The 25,039-nt window shown below is 44.6% G+C and carries 25 protein-coding genes; 11 read left to right on the forward strand and 14 right to left on the reverse strand.

All coding sequences use genetic code 11. The features are described 5' to 3' along the window. Positions 1-20: 20 nt before the first annotated feature. Complete coding sequence (locus JGK39_RS09785; protein ID WP_293296208.1) at positions 21-785, forward strand: CmcI family methyltransferase; 765 nt, start codon at positions 21-23, stop codon at positions 783-785. 57 nt (positions 786-842) lie between these two features. Here the strand turns inward: JGK39_RS09785 and JGK39_RS09790 are convergent, their stop codons facing one another. Both JGK39_RS09790 and JGK39_RS09795 read right to left on the reverse strand, forming a co-directional pair. Continuing rightward, a complete protein-coding gene (locus JGK39_RS09790) occupies positions 843-4,856 on the reverse strand; it encodes a tetratricopeptide repeat protein (RefSeq protein ID WP_293296206.1) in 4,014 nt (1,337 codons plus the stop codon). A 145-nt stretch (positions 4,857-5,001) separates the two neighbouring features. Next, positions 5,002-5,991, reverse strand: coding sequence for a class I SAM-dependent methyltransferase (locus tag JGK39_RS09795; RefSeq protein ID WP_293296205.1), 990 nt, complete (start codon positions 5,989-5,991; stop codon positions 5,002-5,004). Positions 5,992-6,356: 365 nt separating this feature from the next. On the opposite strand from JGK39_RS09795, the gene JGK39_RS09800 reads away from it, so the two are divergent. From JGK39_RS09800 to JGK39_RS09820, 5 genes are read left to right on the forward strand one after another with little or no spacing between them, the layout of a single operon-like run. Further along, positions 6,357-6,728 carry a hypothetical protein gene (locus tag JGK39_RS09800; RefSeq protein ID WP_293296203.1) on the forward strand — a complete coding sequence of 124 codons (372 nt, stop codon included), beginning with the start codon at positions 6,357-6,359 and terminating at the stop codon, positions 6,726-6,728. A gap of 26 nt (positions 6,729-6,754) precedes the next feature. Continuing rightward, complete coding sequence (locus tag JGK39_RS09805) at positions 6,755-6,994, forward strand: hypothetical protein (RefSeq protein ID WP_293296201.1); 240 nt, start codon at positions 6,755-6,757, stop codon at positions 6,992-6,994. A 56-nt stretch (positions 6,995-7,050) separates the two neighbouring features. Then, positions 7,051-8,328, forward strand: coding sequence for a glycosyltransferase family 4 protein (locus JGK39_RS09810; protein WP_293296200.1), 1,278 nt, complete (start codon positions 7,051-7,053; stop codon positions 8,326-8,328). 46 nt (positions 8,329-8,374) lie between these two features. Further along, positions 8,375-9,628 carry a glycosyltransferase gene (locus JGK39_RS09815; RefSeq protein ID WP_293296198.1) on the forward strand — a complete coding sequence of 418 codons (1,254 nt, stop codon included), beginning with the start codon at positions 8,375-8,377 and terminating at the stop codon, positions 9,626-9,628. A 48-nt stretch (positions 9,629-9,676) separates the two neighbouring features. Next, positions 9,677-10,882: a glycosyltransferase family 4 protein gene (locus JGK39_RS09820; RefSeq protein ID WP_293296197.1), complete on the forward strand. Its 1,206-nt coding sequence runs from the start codon at positions 9,677-9,679 to the stop codon at positions 10,880-10,882. 57 nt (positions 10,883-10,939) lie between these two features. On the opposite strand, the gene JGK39_RS09825 is transcribed toward JGK39_RS09820, so the two are convergent. The 6 genes from JGK39_RS09825 to JGK39_RS09850 all read right to left on the reverse strand — a co-directional run bounded on the left by JGK39_RS09825 (position 10,940) and on the right by JGK39_RS09850 (position 15,353). Next, entirely contained in the window at positions 10,940-11,617 is a 678-nt protein-coding gene (locus JGK39_RS09825; protein ID WP_293296195.1) for a methyltransferase domain-containing protein, read from the reverse strand. A gap of 123 nt (positions 11,618-11,740) precedes the next feature. Further along, positions 11,741-11,893 (reverse strand): hypothetical protein, encoded by a 153-nt coding sequence (locus JGK39_RS09830; RefSeq protein WP_293296193.1) that lies wholly within the window; start codon positions 11,891-11,893, stop codon positions 11,741-11,743. Between the two features lie 31 nt (positions 11,894-11,924). Beyond that, positions 11,925-12,167, reverse strand: coding sequence for a DUF4214 domain-containing protein (locus JGK39_RS09835; RefSeq protein WP_293296191.1), 243 nt, complete (start codon positions 12,165-12,167; stop codon positions 11,925-11,927). 95 nt (positions 12,168-12,262) lie between these two features. Next, positions 12,263-14,956, reverse strand: a complete 2,694-nt coding sequence (locus JGK39_RS09840; RefSeq protein ID WP_293296190.1) for a tetratricopeptide repeat protein — start codon at positions 14,954-14,956, stop codon at positions 12,263-12,265. Positions 14,957-14,996: 40 nt separating this feature from the next. Next, on the reverse strand, positions 14,997-15,176 hold the full coding sequence (locus tag JGK39_RS09845) for a hypothetical protein (protein WP_293252374.1): 180 nt from the start codon (positions 15,174-15,176) through the stop codon (positions 14,997-14,999). 15 nt (positions 15,177-15,191) lie between these two features. Beyond that, the gene (locus tag JGK39_RS09850; protein ID WP_293322137.1) at positions 15,192-15,353 is read right to left on the reverse strand and encodes a hypothetical protein; all 162 of its coding nucleotides are present in this window, start codon (positions 15,351-15,353) and stop codon (positions 15,192-15,194) included. Positions 15,354-15,431: 78 nt separating this feature from the next. On the opposite strand from JGK39_RS09850, the gene JGK39_RS09855 reads away from it, so the two are divergent. After that, complete coding sequence (locus JGK39_RS09855; protein WP_293296188.1) at positions 15,432-16,070, forward strand: Uma2 family endonuclease; 639 nt, start codon at positions 15,432-15,434, stop codon at positions 16,068-16,070. Positions 16,071-16,191: 121 nt separating this feature from the next. On the opposite strand, the gene JGK39_RS09860 is transcribed toward JGK39_RS09855, so the two are convergent. The 6 genes from JGK39_RS09860 to JGK39_RS09885 all read right to left on the reverse strand — a co-directional run bounded on the left by JGK39_RS09860 (position 16,192) and on the right by JGK39_RS09885 (position 19,578). Continuing rightward, the gene (locus JGK39_RS09860) at positions 16,192-16,797 is read right to left on the reverse strand and encodes a 50S ribosomal protein L25/general stress protein Ctc (RefSeq protein WP_293296186.1); all 606 of its coding nucleotides are present in this window, start codon (positions 16,795-16,797) and stop codon (positions 16,192-16,194) included. Positions 16,798-16,861: 64 nt separating this feature from the next. Then, positions 16,862-17,230 carry a hypothetical protein gene (locus JGK39_RS09865; RefSeq protein ID WP_293252380.1) on the reverse strand — a complete coding sequence of 123 codons (369 nt, stop codon included), beginning with the start codon at positions 17,228-17,230 and terminating at the stop codon, positions 16,862-16,864. Positions 17,231-17,267: 37 nt separating this feature from the next. Continuing rightward, positions 17,268-17,639, reverse strand: coding sequence for a hypothetical protein (locus tag JGK39_RS09870; RefSeq protein WP_293252382.1), 372 nt, complete (start codon positions 17,637-17,639; stop codon positions 17,268-17,270). Then, complete coding sequence (locus JGK39_RS09875; protein ID WP_293252384.1) at positions 17,639-17,857, reverse strand: hypothetical protein; 219 nt, start codon at positions 17,855-17,857, stop codon at positions 17,639-17,641. Before JGK39_RS09875 ends, JGK39_RS09870 begins: the two co-directional genes overlap by 1 nt. A gap of 31 nt (positions 17,858-17,888) precedes the next feature. Continuing rightward, positions 17,889-18,095 (reverse strand): hypothetical protein, encoded by a 207-nt coding sequence (locus JGK39_RS09880; protein WP_293252386.1) that lies wholly within the window; start codon positions 18,093-18,095, stop codon positions 17,889-17,891. 154 nt (positions 18,096-18,249) lie between these two features. Beyond that, complete coding sequence (locus JGK39_RS09885; protein WP_293296185.1) at positions 18,250-19,578, reverse strand: adenylosuccinate synthase; 1,329 nt, start codon at positions 19,576-19,578, stop codon at positions 18,250-18,252. Positions 19,579-19,964: 386 nt separating this feature from the next. Between JGK39_RS09885 and JGK39_RS09890 the strand changes: the two genes are divergently transcribed. The 4 genes from JGK39_RS09890 (at position 19,965) to JGK39_RS09905 (ending at position 24,788) form a co-directional block, all read left to right on the forward strand. Next, on the forward strand, positions 19,965-21,002 hold the full coding sequence (locus tag JGK39_RS09890) for an adenosine deaminase (RefSeq protein WP_293252390.1): 1,038 nt from the start codon (positions 19,965-19,967) through the stop codon (positions 21,000-21,002). Between the two features lie 154 nt (positions 21,003-21,156). Continuing rightward, entirely contained in the window at positions 21,157-21,393 is a 237-nt protein-coding gene (locus tag JGK39_RS09895; protein ID WP_293252584.1) for an aminotransferase class III-fold pyridoxal phosphate-dependent enzyme, read from the forward strand. Positions 21,394-21,844: 451 nt separating this feature from the next. After that, a complete protein-coding gene (locus JGK39_RS09900) occupies positions 21,845-23,332 on the forward strand; it encodes a TldD/PmbA family protein (RefSeq protein ID WP_293252392.1) in 1,488 nt (495 codons plus the stop codon). A gap of 109 nt (positions 23,333-23,441) precedes the next feature. Continuing rightward, positions 23,442-24,788 carry a TldD/PmbA family protein gene (locus JGK39_RS09905; RefSeq protein ID WP_293296184.1) on the forward strand — a complete coding sequence of 449 codons (1,347 nt, stop codon included), beginning with the start codon at positions 23,442-23,444 and terminating at the stop codon, positions 24,786-24,788. Positions 24,789-25,039 lie beyond the last annotated feature (251 nt).

A 25,039-nucleotide genomic window follows, 5' to 3' on the forward strand; every position in this document is an offset into this window, starting at 1 on the left:
AATTATAACTAGGAAAAATCATGAAGTTAACGCTAGATACAGATGCCCAAAAATTGATTCAAGAAATAGACGGTGAGTGTCAAACTATCCCGCTCTATTCTAAGGAAGCTTTTGAAATCATTTCTCAATACTGGCTGAAATTAGGCTGGAATCAAAAATACACCTATACATTTAGCTGGATGGGAAGACCTATTATTCAACTCCCTGAAGACATGATTCGCATTCAGGAAGTTATTTATCAGGTTAAACCCCATGTCATTATTGAAACCGGGGTAGCTCACGGCGGCTCTCTGATTTATTACGCTAGCCTTTTTAAAGCAATGGGCAAGGGTAGGGTTGTAGGAATTGATATTGAAATTCGCCCGCACAACCGCAAGGCTATAGAGGAACACGAACTGTCATCGTTCATTACTTTAGTTGAAGGCAGTTCTACAGATACGAGTATTGTAGAGCAAGTTAAAAACCTGGTAAATCCAGGGGAGACTGTGTTGGTGAGTCTTGACTCGTGTCACACAAAACAGCACGTTGCTGATGAGTTAGAGGCTTATTCCAGTTTTGTCACACCAGGCTCCTATATTATTGCTACAGATGGGATTATGAAGGATTTGTATGATGTGCCGAGGGGAAATCCTGAATGGACTTGGGATCATCCTACTGCGGCGGCGGCGGAGTTTGCAGAAAAGCACCCTGAGTTTGTGTTGGAGCAACCTAAGTGGCCGTTTAGCGAGAGTGATTTGACGGAGAATGTGACTCACTGGCCTGGGGCTTGGTTGCGACGATCGTAGAGCATAGAGTTGAGAAATGGCAAACTTGGCTGCGCTCGCTCGTATTTGGGAAGATTATTAGCGCTCCTGACTTAACTTTTGTATTAGTTTAACCGCTTCATTATAAATTACTTTCCAATCACAATCATAATTGCAATCAGCGTAATCAACGACACTCTCATTTGGTATAAACACTTGTGGTATTAGCTTGTCAAAATAGGGTAGCTCAGAGCGCCCCGACTGAAGTTTTCTGACATCCTGATAATTGAGAACTTGAGTGTGTGCATGCAACACGCCTGGTTTGTTAGCTATCCATGAGGGATAAATCAGTCCAGCCCCTACTGGTGATATGTGCAAATCTATAGCCTTAGCCCAAACGACTGTTTCGTAAGTTGTAGAACCGATCGCTCTGAATGTAGCGATCCCGGGATCTATCACAGAAAGTATTTCTGCCATTACTGCTTTCTCACTTTCTATCATAGACCAACTGCTACTAAGAGAATCTTCTTTGCCGCTCAGAGACCACCCATCAAATACAACTCCCAAATTCGGAAAATCCGAATACAGACTGTTGATGATATTTGCTATTCCTTCTGCCTGACTTAGCCATACTCTGCTACTGGTGCGAATCTGGACACCCAAAAGCGGAAAACACTCCTTAGCTATTTCTATTTCTTTCAAACAATCAGGAGTGCATTTTTTAACTGAAACCTCACATATTCTGTTTATTAATGACTCTTCTATAAATCTCGCATTAGCCCTGAAAGCAACATAATTATTATCTACTACTGTTTTAAACACATCCCAAACATCATTAACATAAATCAAATTTTCCGGCATAATTTCTGGAAAAACATCTCCTATACTGAAGTATTCGCCAGCACCAATTAAAAATTGATCGACCTTGGATAATATACCACTTCTATAGAGACTATCAATAGCTGCCATGTCCTGCCATAAATAATGCCCGATGTTGAAACCTAAACCTACAACATCAACTATTTTTTTTTCGGGATTTTCTAAATAAGATTTGACTTTTGACCAATAACTAACCATATAACTCTTGAACTTATTTATACTTTGTTCGGGACGGGCAAAAGGTACTAATACGTGACTAAAATTAATAATTAGCTCTTGTTTTGGCAAATAAATCAAAAGCTTTTCTCCCATAGGACAGCCATGCATCAAATAGAATATTTCACTGCCGACAAAGCGATAAATAAAACCCTGCAAGTCGTGATGCCCGATCTCCTGATGATTGATGACAAAGGACTGATTAGATCTAATTACCTTACCGCTGAAAGGGCAAACCGAATAAATATAACCGGTTTCTACTAGAACTTGTTGGTAAGGAAGGGTGAAGTTAATTTCAGGGAGCAGCTTTTTTTGTAGGTCTTCTTCAAAACTATTTATATAGCTTTCTTCCAAAGCAAAGTTATCTTGTGCTATTAATTCCAGATTCGCTAAGGATAAACCCAGGCTTTCCAAATATTTTTTGTCGTCTTCGGTTAAGAATTGCAGGAGGAGAGATCTATATTTGCTTGCTCTTTGGAAATATTGAAACGCGGCTTCTGGTTCGATTTCTGTTAGGCTATCTGGACGATATTCCTCAATATCTTCTGGTTGATTTAAGTTGTTCCAGTTCTTTTCGTAAATTTCGTTATTTTTGTGTAAATCACTTTGATGAATTAAAGTCAGTTCTATAAACTTCACCGCAAAGAATTGACCTGTTGCCCATAACCGAACTTCTAAATCTTTGGCACACGCAAAATCTATAAAAAATTCATGTTCTTTTTGATTTGCCAGATAGACATTTTCTTCATAAACTACCCAGCCCTTATTTACAGCAACATCAAACTTAAACCAAAGTTGTTCCGAGCCGTTTCCTTGAATTCCTCTAAAATCTGCGTTTTCCATAGCTATCTTAACTCTGTATAACCCAGGTAACAAACTGATATAAGGTCCGTAGCACACTTGACCATAATTTCCTACCGGGATAACTAGCTGCTTACCAGCTTGTGTTTGCACAAGCTGTCCTGAAATTAAAGTTAAATCTTCTGGGTTAATTCGCCAATTTTTTATCCCATATAATTTGCTTAAAAAGCATTTGTTGCTGGTGAATTTTGGGTAAAGTTCTACTAACTGCTGCCATTGCGCGATCGCTTCTACTAATTCACCCTTTTCTGCCAATATATCGCAAATTCTCAGCAGATTTTCCATCCCTTTTTCTAGTTGCTCTTTTACTTTTATGGCTTCATTATTAACAAGATAGAGTTGATTTTCAATTTGTTTAAATTCTCCGCCCATTTGAGCCATCAGTGCTGTCTGTCTGGGCTGAAGAAAGTGCCGATACTTGCAGATATTGTCGATCAAGAATTCCGGCACGTCTTTACCTTCTATGTCTGTGACATCGAAATAAAACTCTCCCGATGATTCCATGTCCAAAGTCGGTCTACACACATCATATTTAATTTTTTCAATACCTCTTGCTTGTGAATCATCCCCTTCTTTATGTGCAAAACTTTGCAATTTGTAGCGACGGGATAATTCGGAACCAAACCAACTAAATGACCAGCCACTCTTAAATATGTATGGATGTTCAAAATACCGATCGCTATTGATGTAACCCGATCGCTTGTAACCACCCTCCCCCATGTCTAACCCTGTGTTTATTTTGTCTGAATACCTGACTTTTGTATAAGTTCTAACTTTAAAATCTTTATACTTACAAGCAACTGTTCCGCACCACCACTCACTGAAAAGGTTATCTAAATGACCGTGATACAAATCTTGAACAAATATCACAAATTCATGCTCTTTAAGTAATTCAATGGCTTCACTCAGTTTTTCCTTTCTGGGAATTTCATCACAGTCATTTACCAGGATAATATCCTCATCTTGGCAATCAAGAGAATTTAATACCCTACTTATACAGTTTTTTTGGTGAACGTCAAGCGGCCATGCTTGGAGATGAATGGGTTGAGTGTAGTCAATCTCCGGCATATCATCAACAACATAGTGAATGATTCGATCCTGATACTCAGCAAACTCATGGCTAAATTCTTGGTAATAAAGGGGTTTGGGGTTGCCACTAAACGTTTTTGTAGCTTCTACTAAAATAAACTTATCTACAACATCTTTGAGTTCTTCTATCCTAATTCTGAGAACATCTAGTTCATTAAAAAAGGCAAAGCAGTCATAAATGCGAGGTCGCTTTTGATTGGCTTGCATATTATTGGGATTAATCTTGAAAGCCTTGTAGTAACAGAGGCTGGCCTCAGTTTTGTTTCCTTTAGCTGCTAGTGCTTCTCCTAAGTTATAGTAAGATTCGTCTGAGTTAGGACTCAGTTCAAGAGCATGACGCAAAGTATCGATCGCGCCCTCTAAATCCCCATGTTTAATTAATAATTCCCCTAAGCGATAATGAGCTTGCACATCATCTGGATTTAAGTCAGTAATGTGGCGATAAGAATCGATAGCCTCTTCCCAAAGCTCTTGTTTCACCAATGCCTTCCCTAACTGCAACAAGACTTCTAAGTTATCTGGCTGTATCTGTAGGAGCTTGCGATATGCTTGCACATCGTCTGGATTTATCTCTAGGGTACGGCGATAAGAAGCGATCGCCTCCTCCGCATCTAACTGAGTTCGGTGTTGCAGTAATTCCCCCAGTCTATACCGAATCCAATCTGCATCTGGTTCAAGTTTGCTGGCACGGCGATAAGCCGCGATCGCCTCATCTAGCAGACACAATTTTTCTAAACTTTTTCCTAATCCCACATATGAACCAAAATGCTCGGGATTCAATTCAATCGCTTGACGAAATGCAGCAATCGCTTCTTCCCATTGCTCTTGTCGCTCTAGGATATCTCCTAAGTGGTGATAAGACCATGAGAAGTCGGGTTTCAGTTCCACTGCTTTGCGATAGGCCGTGACTGATTCCTCCAATTTTCCCAGTCTCCCTAAAGCTTCCCCCAAGTAATGATAAGCCCAAGACTGATTTGGTTCTAACTCAATCACAGCATGGAAGGATGCGATCGCCTCTTCGAGCATACCTGCTTCGAGATATTGAGTTGCTTTATTTAATTGAGTCATAGCTGTTTCCATGTTCCTAAGTTATGTCTGTATTATGGATGTAACGAGTCGGGAAGCAAATTGTCAATTTTAGGGGGTTTAAAAAGCATCGATAGCGTTTTTTGCCACCGACTTAACACCACTTAATTAGCTATTTTATTGTCGCTCAAGCCGTTTTTTCAACAAACACTTGAAATGAGATATGAAGCAGATTTAGCTTAGGGGAAAAGAATCTCAAAAACACATCTACACCCTCTTTAACTCCTCCACCCAGGCCGTAATCATCAAAAACTACCAGACCGCCTACTTTAAGAAGTCCCCAAGCCAGTATTGCATCCACTAAGACATCTTCCGCCTCGTGAGAGCCATCGACATAGATAAAATCGTAGGAATTCACGGGCAGCAAACGCATTACATCAGAGGAAAATCCCACCTTCTTAGTAACCTTATGTGAATGACCAGTTAGGAAGACATTAACATCAAAACGCGATTGGCAAAGAAGTAGGACATTCCCTTTCATGTTTTGATGTTCTATACCTCCTTGCCAAGTATCTACACAACTAATTTTCGCAGATTCGTGGGTAAGAATATTATCTAACAGCCAGCAAGTTGACCTACCTTCCCAACTGCCTATTTCTAAAACATTTACTTCAGGAATATTTACAAACCTGTTCAAATATTTTCGCCAATTCGGAATATTGTGACTGAACCAATCAGTAGTATAATAATAGCCTATTTGCTTGACATGGCTGTTGTATTCCAATTTGTCTAACTCTAAACAAACCCGCTCGCGCCGCACTTGTAATTCTTGAATGTCGGCATCAATTTGTTTGAGCTGCAATTGTGATTGCTCTATATCTATTGCAATTCGATTTTCATTTTCTGAATTATCTTCTGAACTGTGGTTAAATTCAATTGCCCGTCTATAACAAGCAATCGCACCCTCTAAGTCGCTTTGTTTTGATAAAGCTTTCCCTAACTGCAACCAAACTTCCCAGTTATCTGGTTTAATCTCTAGGAGCTGATGGCAAGCCTGCACGTCATCGGGATTGAGTTCAATGGCACGGCGGTAGGCTGCGATCGCCTCCTCGATCTTCCCGGACTCTAGAAGTCGATCGCCTTTATCTAATTCCGTTACAGCCGACTCTGCACTCATAAATCTATTACTTTTTTTGTCAGTTTATCAAGAAGAGAGTTTAAACTCAACAGCGTTCCACCCGGCAACACTCGCTCCATTGTACAATAAGTAGCTGTACCAGTTCGTCGCCCAGCGCTAAACACTAAGTTGTGATTCCCATATCTAATTTGAAGTCCCAGAATGCGGGTCGCCAGGGCGTGGCACCAGTCATCGACAAAGAGCCCTGCTTAACCAATCCAGTCTCGCAAATGGCCACGGAGGCCCAGTGCCGATCGGATGCCTTCTACTATTGGTGCGAGCAAACTCGTCTTCCACACGAGCCCATCTTCCATCGAAAACTGTGGGAGTACGCCTACATCCTCCAGTGTCTGTCCGAGACGGGCATGATGTCACCGGGCAGGCGCGGACTGGGTTTCGGCGTTGGCAAGGAACCGTTAGTAGCAGTAATGGCCGCTCGCGGCTGCGATATCGTCGCCACAGACCTAGATATAGACGAAGCGACAAAGCAAGGATGGGCCGGTAGCGGTGAATATGCAGCAACGCTGGAGGCGCTTAACGATCGCGGCATCTGCCCCCCCGAACGCTTCGCCTCCAAAGTGATTTACCGCGTGGCAGACATGAACAAGATAGATGGGGATTTGGTGGGCTTCGATTTTGTCTATTCCTCTTGCGCTTTCGAGCACCTAGGCTCGATCGAGCCTAGGTGCTCGAATTCGTCAAAAACAGCCTTAAGTGCCTGCGTCCGGGCGGCATAGCAGTCCACACCACCGAATTCAACGTTTTGTCTAATGATGCGACGATCGACCACCAACAGACTGTACTATTTCGACGGCAGGACATCGATCGGCTGGCCGCAGAGTTGCTAAGCCAGGGCCACGAAATAGTCCTCAACTACAACGCTGGAAGCGGGCCGTTTGACCGTCATATAGACGTACCGCCCTGGTCAGGGATACACTTAAAGCTTCAGTTAGAACAATATGTCACAACATCCTTGGGGCTGCTCATTAAGAAGGCTTCATAGACTAAATGGTTGTTAAATCCTCTTCTGAGATTTCCACAAAGCAAACAGCAAAACAAATGTTAAATAATACATTAAATAATTCTTTTGGTGTAAATGTTGCCGGTCACATAACCGGTGACTTTGGGCTAGCAGAAGCAGCCAGAGGCACGATCAGAGCCATGGAAGCAGCTAAAATTCCCTTTACTCTGACAGATTTAAAGGTAGGCGGGCAACCTAACTCAGATTCCACCTACAAAAATTTTTCCAACGATAACCCCTATCCGATCAATATAGTCCAAACTAACCCCAATTGGGTCGAGCAAATTTTAGCAGGATACTTTCCCGGTATTGGTTCTGAATATTTCAAAGGCAAATACAATATAGGTGTCTGGTTGTGGGAACTGCCCGTATTTCCGAAGGAGTGGCAGTGGGCATTTGATTTATTTGATGAAATTTGGACGCCCAGCAATTTTTGTGCAGAAGCATTTTCGGCTGTCTCCCGAGTTCCCGTGCTCAAAATTCCTGTGAGCCTCGCTTTTCCTAAGCCTTCCCTGACAAGAGAAAACCTAAACTTGCCCAAAGATAAGTTTATTTTTCTGTTCATGTTTGACTTTGCGAGTTCCTTTGAAAGAAAAAATCCTTTTGCCACCGTTGAGGCGTTTAAACAAGCTTTTGGAAAATCCAATCAAGATGTTTTACTCGTGCTCAAGTTTGCCAATACCCATTATTTCCCGCACCTGCGAGAGCAGCTCGCCCAATTGACAGAAGGCTGGTCATCGATTCAATTTATAGACGGGCATTTGCCAAAAGCAGAAATTCACGCTCTGGTGAATAGTTGTGACTGTTATGTATCTCTACATCGGGCTGAGGGGTTTGGTTTAACAATATCTGAAGCCATGTACTACGGGAAACCAGTAATAGCGACAGCCTATTCATCTAATATGGAATTTATGAATGTTGGCAATAGTTTTCCGGTTAAATACGATCTGGTGACAACCACTGAAGATTATGGAGCTTACCCCAAAGGCAGTGTCTGGGCCCAAGCAGATATTGACCATGCTGCCTCTCTGATGAAGTACACTTTTGAAAACCATCGGGAAGCACGGCAAGTAGGAGCTAAAGCTGCTCAGGAAATTAGAGCTTTGCTGGGCCCTCAAACAGTGGGCATAAAAATAAAAAATCGCCTTGAATTTATCATGGGGAATATCAATCAGTCCCACTTGTCAAGTCGTTTCCACGAGCTTCAGGTAGAAAGAGATTTATTGGCTCGTCAAGCCCAAGCTTGGAGGCAAACAGCATTGCAGGTACAGCAAGATTTAGCAAAACAATCCCATTTTCCACTGCAACAGCGCTGAATTTTCAAGGCTTGATTCTAGATGTTTATTAAGCAGAAGACTTACTATGTTAAATCAAACGCCAGATTCTAATTTCGGTATCAACTTTATCGGACACCTCAGCGGTGAATACGGCCTGGGAGAAGGATCGAGAGCCACTCTCAGAGCGATTGAAGCTGCTGGGATTCCCTTTGCACTCAAAGATATTAAGGTAGATTGGCATCGCAACTTAGACAACAGCTATACAAGTTTTTCCGATCAAAATCCCTATCCCATTAACCTGATACACACTCTGCCGGAACCGATTGTTTTCAACATGATCGATCGCGAATGCTTTAAAGGTCGATACAATATTGGCTTCTGGGCTTGGGAACTGCCGATATTTCCTCCGGGGTGGCTGTACGCTTTTTCTTTATTTGACGAGATATGGACTTATAGCAATTACTGCGCTGAGGCGATCGCGCCCGTATCGCCCGTGCCCGTGATTAAGATGATGTCCAGCCTCGATCTTCCCACACCATCGTTCGATCGAGAAGCATTGGGATTGCCCGAAAACAAATGTATTTTTTTATTCATGTTTGACTTCCACAGTACCGTAGGTCGCAAAAATCCCTTTGCTACCCTAGAGGCATTTAAGCGAGCTTTTGCTCAATCAAACCAGGATGTTTTACTGGTGCTAAAGTTTTCTAACGGCAGCTTTTTTCCCGAAGAACGCGATCGGCTCAAAGCGCAAGCAAAGGGCTGGCCGGTTCACTTTATTGACGGGCATTTAAAAAGAGACGAACTTCATGCTTTAGTTGCAAATTGCGACTGCTATGTTTCCCTGCATCGGGCAGAAGGGTTTGGCTTGACAATGGCGGAAGCGATGTACTACGGCAAACCGGTAATCGCGACCGCCTACTCATCTAATATGGAATTTATGAATGTCGGCAATAGTTTGCCAGTAAAATATGACATAGTGACGCTGACAGAAGATTACGGGCCTTACTTTAAAGGAAATTACTGGGCAGATCCCGATGTCGATCATGCAGCATCGTTAATGAGGTACGTTTTTGAGAATCCGCAGGAAGCGCAACAAGTAGGATCTAGAGCCTCTGAGGAAATAAAGTCTTTACTGAACCCTCAACTTCAAGGCATCAAAATCAAAAATAGATTGGAAATCATCAGAAACAGAATGAGCCAATCTACAAATTGGTCTACCCGCATCCATCAGCTTCAGCAAGAGACGGCTGGGGTGCAGTCAGAAATCCAAGTTTGGAGGCAGACAGCACAGCAAGTTCAATCTGAACTAGCACAACATCAAAGGCTCGTTAATACTTGAAAAGTTGAATTTACCGAAAATACTTATTATCAGGAAAACAAATTAGCTATGTTGAATAGTCCCAAGTCTAACTTTGGAGTTAATATTATCGGTCATGTAAGTGGAGAGTTTGGTCTGGGCGGAGGGGTGCGAGGCACTATCAGAGCCCTAGAAGCTGCAAACATTCCTTTCACGATCAAGGATTTGAAAGAAGATTCGCAACGCAACTTAGATGATACATATACAAGTTTTTCCAGCGCTCACTCTTATCCCGTTAATATCGTCCATACCAACCCTCACGAGTCACTGTTGAATTGTATCGATCCCGACTTTTTTCATAACCGCTATAATATTGGTTTTTGGATTTGGGAACTACCCGTATTTCCTGATTTTTTCATGGGGGCGTTTAAGCGATTTGATGAAGTTTGGACTTACAGCAATTACACTGCTGAAACTATTTCTGATGTCTCGCCTCTTCCCGTTGTTAAGTTACCTCCTAGCATTTATTTGCCCCCCAATTCATTGGATAGAGAAGCTTTAGGATTGCCCAAAGATAAATTTATTTTTCTGTTCATGTTCGACATGGGTAGCGGCTTTGAGCGCAAAAATCCTTTTGCCACCATTGAGGCGTTTAAAAAAGCTTTTGGGAAGTCTAATGAAGATGTTTTACTGATTATTAAGTTTAGACCTCATCCAGCTTATCAAAATCAGTACGAGCAACTAAAAGCACTGGCAGAAGATTGGCCATCTATTCAATTTATCGAAGGGCATTTGAGCAAGGAAGAGGTTCATGCCTTAGTAGATAATTGCAACTGCTATGTATCGCTGCATCGGGCTGAGGGTTTTGGTTTGACTATGGCGGAGGCGATGTATTACGGCAAGCCCGTCATCGCTACCGCCTATTCATCGAATACCGATTTTATGAATGTCGGTAATAGTTTTTTGGTGAAATACGATTTAGTGGCAACTACTGAAGCTTACGGACTTTACCCAAAAGGGAGTATCTGGGCTGAGCCGGATATCAATCACGCGGCTTCTCTGATGGAGTATGTTTTTCAGAATTATCCGCAAGCACAGCAAGTAGGAGCCAGAGCAGCTAAGGAGATTAGGTCTTTATTCAGTCCTGAGGTTATTGGTCAAAAAATTAGACATCGCCTGGAATATATTACCAGGACAATAGAAGAGAAAGGCTGGTATGAATCCCAAGCTCAAGCTTGGAAACAAGCGGCTCTCCAAGCTCAAAGGGAACTGGACAGAGCAAGGCTTCAATTTTGATACTAGCAACTGACGGGCTTCCTTGATGATTTATGGTTCGTTTTCTGATAAATGAGCCTACAAATCTTCCGCTCGCATACAGCAAATGTAAAAACAATAAGATCGATCGGGATTATCGTTTAATAGTTGGCTGTGAAGAAATTCATGATTGAGAGTTTCCTGGCTTGATGTTTCAATGGATTGTGAGAGATCGATAATACCCTTGGTTTCGACTATCTTGAAATTATGCTTCTCCAACAGTTTGCACAAATCATCAAAATAGTATTCTAGTTTGTGTTCTGGATGAATATAATTATTGGGAAACTGTAGCTTGGTAGCTTTCCTGTTAGGAGTGTCTAGAGCAAACTTACCACCCGGCTTTAACAATTTATAAACTTGGTCAAATAGTTGTTCTGCTTCTTCTATGGTGATGTGTTCGATTGACTCTCCAGACCAAACTAAGTCAAAACTACTTTCTTGAAAGTCGCTTAAGTCGGTCATGCTTCCATAAACATATTCAATACTGCAATTTTGGTGCTTAACTTTTATTGGCCACTCTGGCCCTGGGAACATCATTTTATCGGGCGGGAAATCTCTAATATATAAATTTTCGGGAAGATGAGGATAGCCGAGCTGTAATAGAGCGCCTCTTCGATCTGATGCAGAATAACCTCCCAAATCTAAGATCGCGTTAGCAGGCGGTAGCAGCGTTCTCACCATTTTCATGCGAGCACTATGAAGTTTATTATCCAACATACAGTTGATATTTTATTCAGGAAAGCTACGATCGCCGCCTTCTACACCTGTCAATTTTTGTTGAAATTCATGCGCCTCAATCATTTTTTTGATAACAGTAGCTCGAGACGCACCTGTATTGAGTTAGTTTAACCAACCTTCCAGCCCATCGGGATCGGCTTCGCGCTCAAATATTACCCAATAGGCCATCCAGAGATAACTTTTGTCGCTTTTAGCATGAGTGGATAAACTATTTTGGATACTTTCTTGCAGGCGTTTTTTTTGTTCCGATTTCATGGTGGAGCTTCCTCTAATTTCGACTGGCTTCTCAGCTGGTTACATCTGAAAGGCGTTTTTTAAATTCACTTGACTCTACCATTTTTTTAATAACATCTGCCCGACTCAAACCTGACTTGATATCGTTTAACCAACCTTCTAATCCATCAGCATCTGCTTCGCGCTCAAAGATTACCCAATAGGCCATCCAGAGATAACTTTTGTCACTTTTAGCATGAGTGGATAAAGTTTTTTGAATGGATTCTTGCAAGCGTTGAGTTGCTTCAGGGTTCATGGTAGTTCCTCTAATCTCGTTGATATTATTTTAAGGCATATAAGCTCTATCAGCCTGCATCGACTTAGGAAATACAGGCTCGATTACACGGAAAATTAGAAAATTTTGGGTTCTAGCTCTAAGGCGTGACGGTAACAAGAACTCGCCTCATCTATTCGCCCTTTTTTGGTCAAGACTTCCCCTAAATTATAGTGGAACCATGAGAAATCTGACTTGAGTTCTATGGCGCGGCGGTAAGCTGCGATCGCTCCTTCCAAATCTCCTTGATGTCGCAGCATATCCCCTAAATTGTTCTGGATATAAGGATCGTCAGGTTTTAACTCGATCGCGCGGCGGTAACAGTTCATTGCTTCCTCCCGCTTACCCTGTGTTACCAGAGCATCGCCTAACAATTGGTAAGGTTTATACTCATGCGGTTGCACCTCAATAGCGCGGCGGTAACAAGCGATCGCCCCATTCAAATCATTCTTTTGTGCTAACATCAACCCCAACTGCAAGTGCGCCTTGCCGCATTCGGGATTTACCTGCAACGCCATCTGATAAAATACGATCGCCCCATCAACCCAGCCCTGCCGCACCAAAGCATCAGCCAAACCCACATAAAGGTCAGCATCATTCGGTGCAATCTCCAGCGCCTTGTGATACAACTGCAAGTCATCGCGATTCTCATCAATCGCGCGCTGGTACAAACGCATCGCATCCTGCAAATCCCACTGCGATCGCATCCTCAAAGCATCAGCCAACTTTTGCGAAATCCACGGCAAATCCGGCTGAATTTCGACAGCGCGGCGGTAAGCAGCGATCGACTCATCCCACCGTTCCAGCTTCTCAAAAGCCGTCCCCATGTTGTAATAAGTCCACGGAAAATCGCGATTTAACTCGGCCGCGCGTCGGTAAACCTCGATCGCCTCGTCCCACCTTTCCATTTCTAGCAGCGCGTCGCCCAACTTGCTGTGAGACCAGAAGAAACTCGGATTGAGTTCGTTAGCGCGGCGGTACGCAACCACCGCCTCATCCCAGCGTTCCAAATTCACCAGCGCTTCTGCTAAATTGTTGTGCGCCCAGAAATGGTCGGGGTTAAGTTCGATCGACCTTTGGTAAGCAGAAATAGCCTCATCCCAGCGTTCCAGTTTAATCAGCGCGTCGGCTAGATAGTTGTGCGACCAACTGAAATCTGGATTTAATTCTGTTGCTTTCCGGTATGCTTCTACAGCCTCATCCCACCGTTCCAACTTCAGCAAAACATCCGCTAAATTGTTGTGAGACCAGCTAAAATCTGGATTTAAGTCGATCGCCTTTCGGTAAGCATTTATAGCTTCCTCCCACCGTTCCAACTTAACCAGCGACTCAGCTAAATTGTTGTGCGACCAAGAAAGTTCGGGATTAGTTTTAATTGCATTGGTGTAAGCATTTACTGCCGCTTCCCACTGTTCTTGATTCTTGAGAATTTCGCCCAATTCGTGATAAGCTTCGCCAGCATTTGGGTTTAACTCAACCGCGCGCCGGTAACAATCAATTCCTTGCTCAATCTTACCTTGCTCGATCAAAGTTTTGGCTAAATTCTCGTGTTCCTGGGCGGTGCCCGATTTCGGGTCGATCGCAAATGCTCGATACCAGGCTTCGGCTGCCGCCTCCGACTTGCCTAACTGAGTTAACAATTTCGCAAAATTGCGGAAAGCACCGGCAAAATCCGGTTTCAGGGCGATCGCCTTTTCGTAAGCAGAAACCGCTTGCTGCCACTGTTCCTGCTGCGCGCAAATGCTGCCGTAATTAGCGTAGGCTTCGGCAAAATTCGGGTTAATTTCGATTGCTCTGACATAGCAAGTTTTAGCTTCATCTATTTTGCCACCTGCTTGCAGCGCCTTGCCGAGCATTTTGTAAAGCGGCGCTTCCGGCTTAATTTGCAGAGCTTTCTTGCAAGCAGAAATTGCCTGTTCCAATTTTCCCTGAGCCAAATAGCCTTCTGCGAGTATTTTGTATGCTTCTGGATCTTCTATATTAATTGTAGAATTAACTGCCTGCTGCACTGGCGGCTTAACTGGCGGCTTGGCGGGGGTTGCTGCCGGCTGCTGCTTAACTGCTGCGCCGTTTGTCCCGTTTGCACCCGCCAAAGTTTGCTCCCCCTCGCTGCCGTTTCTAGCATTAGCTGCGTTCAGTTCAATAGCTTTGCGATAATATACTGTTGCTTCCTGTAATTTGCCTTCTTTTTTCAGCGCTTCGCCCAAGTTTTGGTAAGCTTGAGGTAGATTAGGATTTAATTTTATGGCGCGATCGTAACAGCCGATCGCCTCCGGGTATTTTTCTTGCCTAAAAAAAGCATCACCCATACTTAAGTGTTCTGCCGGGGATGCTTTTTCCGGTTCTAAACTAAATGCGCGATACCAGCATTCCTGAGCTTCTGCCGACTTGCCAATTTGTCCGAATACTTTGGCTAAATTCCGGTAAACTCCGGCGAAATTAGGCTTAAGCGCGATCGCCTTTTGGTAAAACTCGATCGCCTCCGACCATTTTTCCTGCTGCGCGCCAATGCTGCCTAAATTCGCGTATACTTCCGCAAAATTCGGTGCAATTTCAATAGCTTTAGCGTACCAGTGCCGCGCCTCTTCCATTCTGCCTTGAGCTTGCAGCGCATTGCCCAAAGTTTTGTAAGCCGGTGCAAAATTGGGGTCAATCTTTAAAGCTTGCTCGCAGGAGGCGATCGCTTCTGCTAATTTCCCTTGGGATAAGTATATTTCTCCCTGTTGGTTAAATTGAACCGCTGTTGATTCTGTATTGACTGTTGATGGCATAGGGGCGGCGGCTCCACAAGTAGCAAGTAAATTATAGGATTCAAAATGTTTCACAATTATACAGCGGTTTGACACAAACAATTGCCGTCTCACCCAAGCTGTCGATAATGTGATGGAAAGGTTCAACAATAGCAGAATACGATCGCGATCGGGCAACTCCGGCAAATGCGCGATCGGCCTTATGCCCCTCGGTTTTTTCCAGGCATTCTGCTGCTTGCACCGGAGAGAGAGGTTTTCACGCCCTATGAGGGATGCCAGATTCGGCGAATCTCAGGATTTTGGAGGTTTGGTTTGTACCTCCAGAAACCTGAGAAAGGCGATAGTGCCGCAGACGACGATGCAGCGGCAATAGTTCCTCGCGCACCAAAATCGATCGCAGGTATCCTGCCTGCACCACAAGACTTATTGAAGAAATATATTAAAATAATTAACAGTAAATGTTCTGTGAACTTTCGCTTAAATTGCGGTAATTGTGATGTTGTTAGAGCCACCACCTCAACTTGTCGGAGAAAAGCGCCTCACCTTTCGCGACCTCGATTGGCAGGCCTTCAAGCAGATTCAAAGTTTGCTGATCGAGCGCACTCGCGCCCGCTTTACCTACGATCACGGAGTGTTAGAAATCACCATGCCCCTCGAAGGACACGAACGCTCTGCTCGCTTGATTGAACGATTCATCTTAATCCTGATCGTTGAGATGGGGATGAGAATGAAGACGATGGGATCGACTACGCTCGATCGCGAAGACCTACTCAAGAGCGCCGAGCCAGATAATGGATATTACATTCAGAATTATGCCTTAGTTGCCGATCGCCCGGTTAATTTGAATGTCGATCCTGCCCCGGATTTAGTCGTGGAAGTAGATATTACCCATACAGATCTCAATAAAAATACACTTTATGCCAGTATGGGCGTGCCGGAGTTTTGGCGGTTTAACGGGCGGGTATGGCGGATTCTGCAATTAGTCGATGGGGCCTATGTCGAGCGCGATCGATCTCCGACTTTTCCCATTATTGAAAAAACTGATTTATACCGATTTCTAGAAGCGGCTTTCATTGATGAAATTGGCGCACAGATTGATTTTAGTCAATGGGTGCGACAGCAGATTCAAGGCTGACGAGAGAAAGTGCGATCGCACAAAAACTCTAACAGCTTTTTAGCAAAAAACGATCGCCCTTTTCCTAAAAAGCGATCGCCTTTTTTTTAACAATTAGTTAACAACTCTTAGCAATTACTAATCAAGCTCCTGCTGCTGCTGCTGCTGCTGCTGCATCTTCTTCAGCAGCGGCTTTAGTTGCTACCACGGTAACAACCACCTGACTTGGGTCGCCGAGAGCTACTGCTCCCGCAGGCAAAACTAATTCGTGAATGTGCAGCGCATCCCCTACCTTCAAATTAGAAATATCTACTTCAATCGCATCAGGAATGCTGTCTGGTTTGCACTTAACTGCGATTTGCGTCAACACAGTTTCCAACATACCGCCTTCTAACTTGACGCCGACAGATTCGCCGACAAAATGCAGCGACACTTCAACTTCCAGGCTGTCTTGAGTTGCTACGGAGAAAAAGCTCAGGTGGTAAGGAAAGCCTTTCCAAGGATGAACTTGAACTTCTCGGAGCAAGGTTTTTCCGCTCCAAGAGAGTTCGGGAATGCTGAGGTCAATTAGGGTGTTGTTGACTGCGTGTTTTTTGAGCAGGGTTTCAACTGTTTTGGCTTTGACGGTAAGGGCAATGGATTCCGCTCCTTTGTGCCCGTAGAGGACGGCGGGAATCAATCCGGAGCGGCGGAGGGCGTTAGGTTTGCTGCCTTCTGCCCGCTTTTGACATTCTACTGCGAGTTCCATTTTCTGACTTTCTGTTGATTGTTTTCACATTTTACCAGAATTGTGATATTGCGATCGCGCTTAATTAAATTCGCTGAAGGTATTGATAGTTTTCGTTTTCCACACACTTGAGCAATTCCAGCATTTTCCTCAGACGATAAGTTCCTGATTGATACTCTTCTTTTGAAGGGGAATCACCAAGCTTAGTCAGAACTACATCGCTTTCACTGATGATTGCTTCGCTGAAAATTTTCTTTAACTGCTGGCGAATCTCTTGATTTAATTCAACTAGAGGCAGAATTACATTTTCTTCATCTAGGTAAATTTGGGTGTCAATTGATTCGCCACCTATTTTGGAAAATGCTGATTTTGCTAACCACTCGTAAGTAGCTGCTGTTATTCTTACACTATCGGACGGTTCACCCTTGGCTGAATAAAAACTGATGTCAAACATGGGGATTACTCCTTCTCGCCCACATCCCGAAACTCATTCAAAGGACTCGCTGAAGATACTGATAATCTTCGTTTTCAACACATTTTAGCAAGTCCAGCAATTTCCTCAAACGGTAGGTTCCTGCTTGATACTCTTCTTTGAGAGGGGAATCTCCCAGCTTGGTGAGGACGGTATCGCTTTCGCAGATGATTGCATCGCGGAAAAAAGTTCTGAGCTTCTGGCGAATATCTCGATCTAACTCAACTACAGGTAGCTTCTCCTCTTCTTCATCTATCAAAATATTTCTGGGAACCGATTTGCCGATTTTGGTAAATTCCGATTTTGCCAACCACTCGTAAACATCTTCAGACATTCCGACATAGTGGGGTGGCCGATCAGTTTTGAAGGCATAAAAAATCATGTCTAACATTAGCTTTCCTCCTGACCTTCCTGATTCAACAACTTACTCTCTGGAAAATTTTCTACCCAAGCTACATCTGCTTTGTCGAATACAACCTTAGCTGGTTTAGTAATTCCCCCTGTGGTAATAACTCCAATTACAGTTCCTTTTTGACATATTTCCTTAGCTTTTGTGGAATCTATTTTTTTGTTTTTCCAGGCTTTGATTTCAATATGCGGTTCATTCATGATTGTTTATACTTTTTATTGTTTTGCTAAATTAACCATTGAATTCGATATTAAAATTGCGGAGTAGCTGTTTAACTCGCGGAACATCTTGCTGGTTGACTATCAAAATATCACCTTTGGGATTGTTTCCGGTTGTTCTTTTGGCTTGTATTCCTTCTTTGCTTAATTCCATTATAAGCCATCCCATCATATCTCTATGAACTTCTAGCCGTGCTATCAGTTCATCTTCGTCAGTCATTTACTTGACTCCCTGTAAATAACGATACACTTGACCTCGCTGTGGGTCAAGTGCACTAAATCTGCTGGAACCTTAAACTAAGTAGGTAGCGGCAAGACTGCCAAAAGCTTTGAGTATGATTGGTTGATACCCAAAATCTATTTTAAAGGCAACATCAGGCTGGCGTACCGTCAGGAGACAGCAAAGCGCGTTTCGGCCCGTGAATCGGGTCTTCGACAATAATAGTTTGGTCGCGACTGGCTCCGAGAGATACAATGGCGATCGGCACTTCCATCAAATCTGCCAAAAACTTTAGATAATTCAATGCTTGCGGCGGCAAATCTTCCAAATTGCGGCACTCTTCCGTTGACTGTTTCCAACCGGGAAGGGTTTCATAAATTGGTTTACAGCGAGCAAATATCCGGGAACTTTTCGGGAAATCAATGCAGCGTTCGCCGTCTATTTCGTAAGCAACGCAAACTTTTATTTCTTCTAATTCATCCAAAACATCTAGTTTGGTAACAGCCAGACAGTCAAGCCCGTTGATGCGGACTGCGTAGCGCCCGATTACTGCGTCGAACCAGCCGCAGCGGCGTTTGCGGCCGGTTGTCGTGCCGAATTCTGCACCTCTTTCGCCCAAAACTGCGCCAATTCCATCTACCATTTCGGTAGGGAAAGGGCCTTCTCCGACGCGGGTTGTGTAGGCTTTTGCTACGCCAATTACGCGATCGATCGCGGTTGGCCCGACACCCGTTCCCACACAAGCGCCGCCTGCGATCGGATTGCTGGAAGTAACGTAAGGATAAGTGCCGTGATCTAAGTCTAATAAAGTGCCTTGCGCGCCTTCAAACAGAATATTTTTCCGTTTATGAAGTCCCTCATAAATCTTCAGGGAACTGTCTACTACGTGCGGGCGCAAACGATCGGCATAAACTCGATATTCATCAATCACCTCTTGCGGATTTAGAGGCGGCAAATTGTAGAGTTTTTCCAGAATGACGTTTTTATGATCGATCGTCCATTCCAGTTGTTCTCGCAACCCTTCCAAGTCCATTAAATCGAGCATCCGAATGCCCGTGCGTTCGGATTTGTCGGCGTAAGTCGGGCCGATGCCGCGTCCGGTTGTCCCGATTTTATAATTTCCGCGCTGCTCTTCCGATGCTACATCAATTAATCGGTGATAGGGCATCGTGACGTGAGCAGTCTGCGAAATCATCAGCGAGGCTGTGGAAATATTCAGTTTTTCTAACTGATCTAATTCTGCAATTAAAACTTTAGGGTCGATTACCGTGCCGCAGCCGATGATACACTCTGTATCGGGGTAGAGAATCCCCGACGGAATTAAGTGCAGCTTGAAAGTCTGACCGTTGACTACCACCGTGTGACCGGCGTTGACGCCCCCTTGGTAGCGGACAACGATATCTGCGGATTTGCTGAGCAAATCGGTAATTTTGCCTTTTCCTTCATCGCCCCACTGGGCGCCGATCACAACTACGTTAGCCAAGGGTTTCTCGCGTTCAGTTCAGGTTGACACAAACTCCGATTATCTACGAATGCGTCCCGGATGTCAAATATATTTTTGTTACAATTGAGAGACTTGAGGCTGTATTGCGCTCAGTAAAAGACTCCAAGGACGATCCGGGGAGAGGGGGAGAGGGGGAGAGGGGGAGAGAATTTGATGAGTTTTTATGGGAATCCAATGCGTAGCTTAAATGTGGAACACTTTACCTGCTTGAGGTTGTTGGCTAGTATTTGGGAAAGCCCGATTTCTGGGCACCGATGCGCCTAGGACTAAATTACAAATTCTTCAATCCTTCAATTCTTCAATCCTTCAATTCTTCAATTTTTCAATCCAAAATCTAAAATCTAAAATCTAAAATCTAAAATCCCATGACTTTACACGCTGAGTTGCACCGACATCTAGGCGGTTCTGTGGTTCCTCGGATTTTGTGGCGATATTTCGATCGCCATAATGCTGAGATGGTCGATCGCTTTCAACAATATGCCGCGTTTGAGGAATTTTACACTCGTCCGCGCAATACTCTCAATGAGTATTTGGAACTGCACACGCTGGTAGAAAGCGTTCAAACTGTTGAGACTTTGCCTTATTTCATCTATCGGTTGATGCGGGGCGCTTACGTGTTTGAAAATCTGGCTTATTTGGAGTTGCGCTATACGCCTTATTTGCGGACTCCAGAACATTTGTCTCAGTCGGAACGCATTGATTTGATGGCAGAGATTGTACAGGTTGTGGGTAAGGCAAGTCAAATTAGCGATTGTCCGATTGTTACCAGCCAAATTTTGTGCATGCACTCGCGTTTACCCTATGAGGTGAATTGGGCGATCGTAGATTTGGCTGCACAAATGGGAGAGTATGTTTGTGCGATCGATCTTGCGGGCGGCGATGCTGCTATTGGCGATCGCCTGGACGAATTTGTCGGATTGTACCAGTACGCAAGGTCGATCGGCATCAAAACAACCGGACACCTCTACGAAACTACCTCGGGCTGTTACCCCGAACTTCTGCCCTATCTGATGCGTATCGGTCACGGGATTCAAATTCCCCTAAAATATCCCGAACTGCTGCCAGAAGTCGCGCGCAGGGGTCAATGCTTGGAGGTTTGCCCGACTACCTATCTCAAAACGGGGACGTTGCAGGATATGCGCGAATTGAAGGTGGTATTCGATCGATGTTTTGAGGCTGGTGTCGATATTGCCATTTGCACCGACAATGCGGGATTGCACAACGTGCGGCTGCCTTTTGAGTACGAGAATTTGTTGACTCTGGATATCATTGATTTTCGGCAGTTACAAGCGTGTCAAGATGCTGCTTTCCGTCATGCTTTTGCGTGGCCCTACGGCGAAAGGCCCGTGAAAATGCTGACCGGTTTGTTGCAGCACGAGTCGGTTGGTGCGATCGTGAATTAAGATGCGATCGTGAATTAAGATGCGATCGTGAATTAAGGTGAGACGGCGGTTGAAACCGCGTCTACACAAAGGAAGTCCGGATGGTGCGCGGACTGAATAAAATAAGGTAATATCCACCGCTTATTGGGAAAATGCGGTTCACTCTTTGAAGGGGGTGCGCCACGTCATTGATGTTCGGAATCTGGGACTTGTGGCGGGGATTGAGTTGGAATCTATTCCTCTTAAGCCGGGGAAACGGGCTTTTGATTGTTTCTTGCAGTGCTTTGAAAAGGGGTTGCTGGTTCGGACTACTGGTGATATTATTGCTTTGTCGCCTCCGTTGATTATTGAGAAGGAACATATCGATCGCCTTTTGGAAATCTTAACTGCTGTTTTGCAGGAATTGGAGTAAGATTTAACGAACCGCGAAGGCGAATATAATTCGCGGCTGTACAGCGGTTGAAACCGCCAAGCCTCGGCGAATAGAATTCGCGGCTATACAGCGGTTGAAACCGCCAAGCCCCGGCGAATAGAATTCGCGGCTATACAAACGATGTCCGGATGGTGCGCGGAATTAAGAAAAATCAGCATTTATTCAACCTGCGTAGGCACGTGCATGTTCGTAGAGCTGCGGTTGAAACCGCCAAGCCTCGGCGAATAGAATTCGCGGCTATACAAACGATGTCCGGATGGTGCGCGGACTTAAGAGAAATCAGCATTTATTTAACCTGCGTAGGCACGTGCATGTTCGTAGAGCTGCGAATTCTATTCGCCAAGCTTCTTCTCTTTGCGTCTTCGCGGTTCGTTCAAATCCTTAAACAGCGCTATAATGATTGATAACCAACGACGAACGACGAATAACTATGGTACTCTTAACTGCAAAAATCTCTGCTAACGAGTTAGCAAACTTGGCTGTAGAGTTAATTCAGAAATCTGGATGCGAATACGGTGATGTCCGTTTTTGCAGTTACCGACGGCAGAGTTTGTATGCGCGCGATCGATCTTTAAGCAATATCTCCGATAATGTAAGTTCCGGTTTTGGCGTGCGAGTGCTGCTAGACGGCGCTTGGGGCTTTGCCGCCAGTCACAGCAAAACACCCGCAGAGGTTGCCAGAATTGTCAGTTTGGCTGTTGAAATCGCTAAGGGCAGTCGCTTGACTCAAAAGGAACCGGTGCGCTTAGTTCCCGTCGAAAAATATGTCGATACTTACATTACTCCGATCGCAATTGACCCGTTTTCTGTACCAGTCGCTGACAAAGCCGAACTCCTATTAACCATCAACGAGCGCCTGCTAGCCCAGGATTCACAAGGCATCAAAAAAGCATATTCTTTTTTGACATTTAACCGCGAAGACAAGGTTTTTGCGTCCACAGGAGGCTCGCTAATCGAACAAACAATCTACCGCAGCTATCCGGGTTTTGGCTGTACGGCAATTGCGGGCGGGGATGCTCAAAGTCGCAGTTACGAACGCCCGCCGCTAAATATCGGTTACGAACACATTAATCCCGATGATTTGCTTAGTCAAATAGACAGAGTTGCAGCCGAAGCGATTGAGAAAGTCGCTGCGCCGAAAGTCCCGGCCGGTATTTGCAAATCCCTGATTCTCAAGCCGACAAATTTGTTTCTGACAATCCACGAATCTGTCGGACATCCCACGGAATTAGACCGGGTTTACGGCTACGAGTCAAATTTTGCTGGCACGAGTTTTGCTACTACTGATAAGCTGAATAAGCTGCAATACGCTGCGCCTTGGGTGAACTTTAAGTGCGATCGCACTCAACCCCACGGCCGAGGTACAATGGGTTACGACGATGAGGGGGTAAAATCGCAGGATTGGTACGTTGTCAAGGATGGAATTTTAGTCGATTATCTCACTGACAGAGAAACAGCTTATCGCCTCGGACGCGGTAGCAGCAACGGTTCTGCGTGCGCTGACAGTTGGTCGAGCGTACCGATGGTGAGAATTCCTAATTTGGGATTGGAACCTGGCCCGGATGGCGGCAGTCATACTGCTACTTTGGATGAGATGATTGCTGATACGGAAGATGGGATTTTAATTGATGGTATTGGCAGTTTTTCCATTGACCAACAGCGGCGCAATTTCCAATTCGGTGGGAATGCTTTTTGGAAGGTGGAAAAAGGTAAAGTTGTCGGAATGTTGAAGGATGTAACTTATCATTCGATGAGCACTGATTTCTGGAATCAAGTAGATGCGATCGGGCCAGCTTCCGAACGGGTTCAGTGCGGTACTAATATGTGCGGAAAAGGTGAACCGATGCAGGTAGCTCAGATGACTCATGCTTGTGTGCCGGTGCGGGTGAGGGATATTCAAATTGGGGGAAGCGCTTAATTCGGATTTTTTTAACCACAGAGGGCGCAGAGAACACAGAGAGAGTTCTGATCCGATCGCGAATAAGTCTGTTTTCAAATACCTACAAATTTACCCGGCTTTTAAGATTATGCTTGTAACAACATCGCCCGCAATTTTAAGTGAAGACCAAGCCTTATCTTTGCTAGAAAAAGCAGTCAAACAATCCGAAGCCGAAGCAGTATTTGTCAGTCTCTCAACTGGCGAAGAATCTCTTTCGAGATTTTCGGAAAATCAAATCAGTCAAAATATTAGCAAGACTGTATTTAGCCTCAACATTACTAGCTATTTCGGCAATAAAAGCGCTTCTGCATCTGTTACCGAATTTGATGAAGATACGATCGCCCAAACCATCAAGCGATCGGAAGAACTAGCTCGAATTGCCCCCGCAGACCCCGAATGGATGCCCTTGCTGCCCCCTCAAACCTACGGTTTACCCCTGCCCGCGTTTGATGAAGCAACAGCCGCTGTATCGCCCCTAGCCCGCGCAGAAATGGTGCGACAAGCTTGTGCGATCGCCTCCCAAGAAGGCGCGGATGCTTCGGGCACTTTGAGCGCTGAGGCTTCCCTGTACGCGATCGCCTCATCAACCGGACTCCGCGCCTGCAACTCTTCTACAGAGGCGAATTTCGGCTTTACAGCCCGCATTGGAGACGGTTCTAGCTGGACGGAAAGCACGGCTTGGGGTATCAATGAACTACAAGTAGCGGCATTAGCAGCACAAGTTGTCGATCGCGCGAAATCCTCCCGCAACCCCCGCTCCATTACTCCCGGCGTGTATCCTGTAATCTTTGATGGCGCTGCGTTTGCGGATTTGCTACCGTGGATAACTTGGGGTATGGATGCGCGGGCGGCGGATGAGGGGCGATCGTTTATGTCGATCGCGGATGCAGCCGGAAAACCCGCCGGAAACCGCGCAGGAGAACAGCTTTTCAGCCCGTTAGTGCAGGTACAGCGCGATCCGAGTCATCCTTTGTTGCGATCGAATACTTTTTTCGGCGACGGATTGAGCAATAGCTATTTGGAAATCATCAAAAACGGCGTTCCTCAAAGCTTGTCTTATTCCCGCTATTGGGCCGCCCAAAAAGGTAAAGAGGCAAAAGGTGCTTATTACCCGATCGTGATGACAGGTTCCGACCAAAGTTTAGCAGATTTAATCGCTCAAACCGATCGCGGAATTTTCGTCAGTCGAGCTTGGTATGTTAACTACGTGAATCCGAAAACATCGGAAGTAACGGGAATGACTCGCGACGGTACTTTCTGGATTGAAAATGGTAAGATTGTTTATCCGATTAAAAATTTCCGTTTCAATCAAGTTTTACCTGATATGTTGCGCGATATCGATGCAGTTACCGAGGCGAAACGTTACGGCGGTAATGTCGTGCCCGGAGTGCGCGTCAAAGCTTTTAATTTCACGAGTATTACTGACAGTTTGTAATTCGGAATTATTGAATGACTCCGCCACTCCGAGAGTCCGACAGGGGTTTAAACCCCTGTCTCATAGCTAAAGTCCTCTAAAGAGGACTAAATAGATATCTCCAAATTAATATGGATCGCATTTCTTAGTCGGTTTTAACCGACTTTAGCTATTAGCCAGGGGTTTAAACCCCTGGCGGCCCCAACGTTTACGAAAGGACTTCCCGACTCGATACAACCAGATTTTCAATCCTTTGCAGGTAATTATACTTT

The organism is Microcoleus sp. PH2017_12_PCY_D_A, from assembly GCF_020738565.1.
Classification (GTDB): Bacteria; Cyanobacteriota; Cyanobacteriia; order Cyanobacteriales; family Microcoleaceae; genus Microcoleus.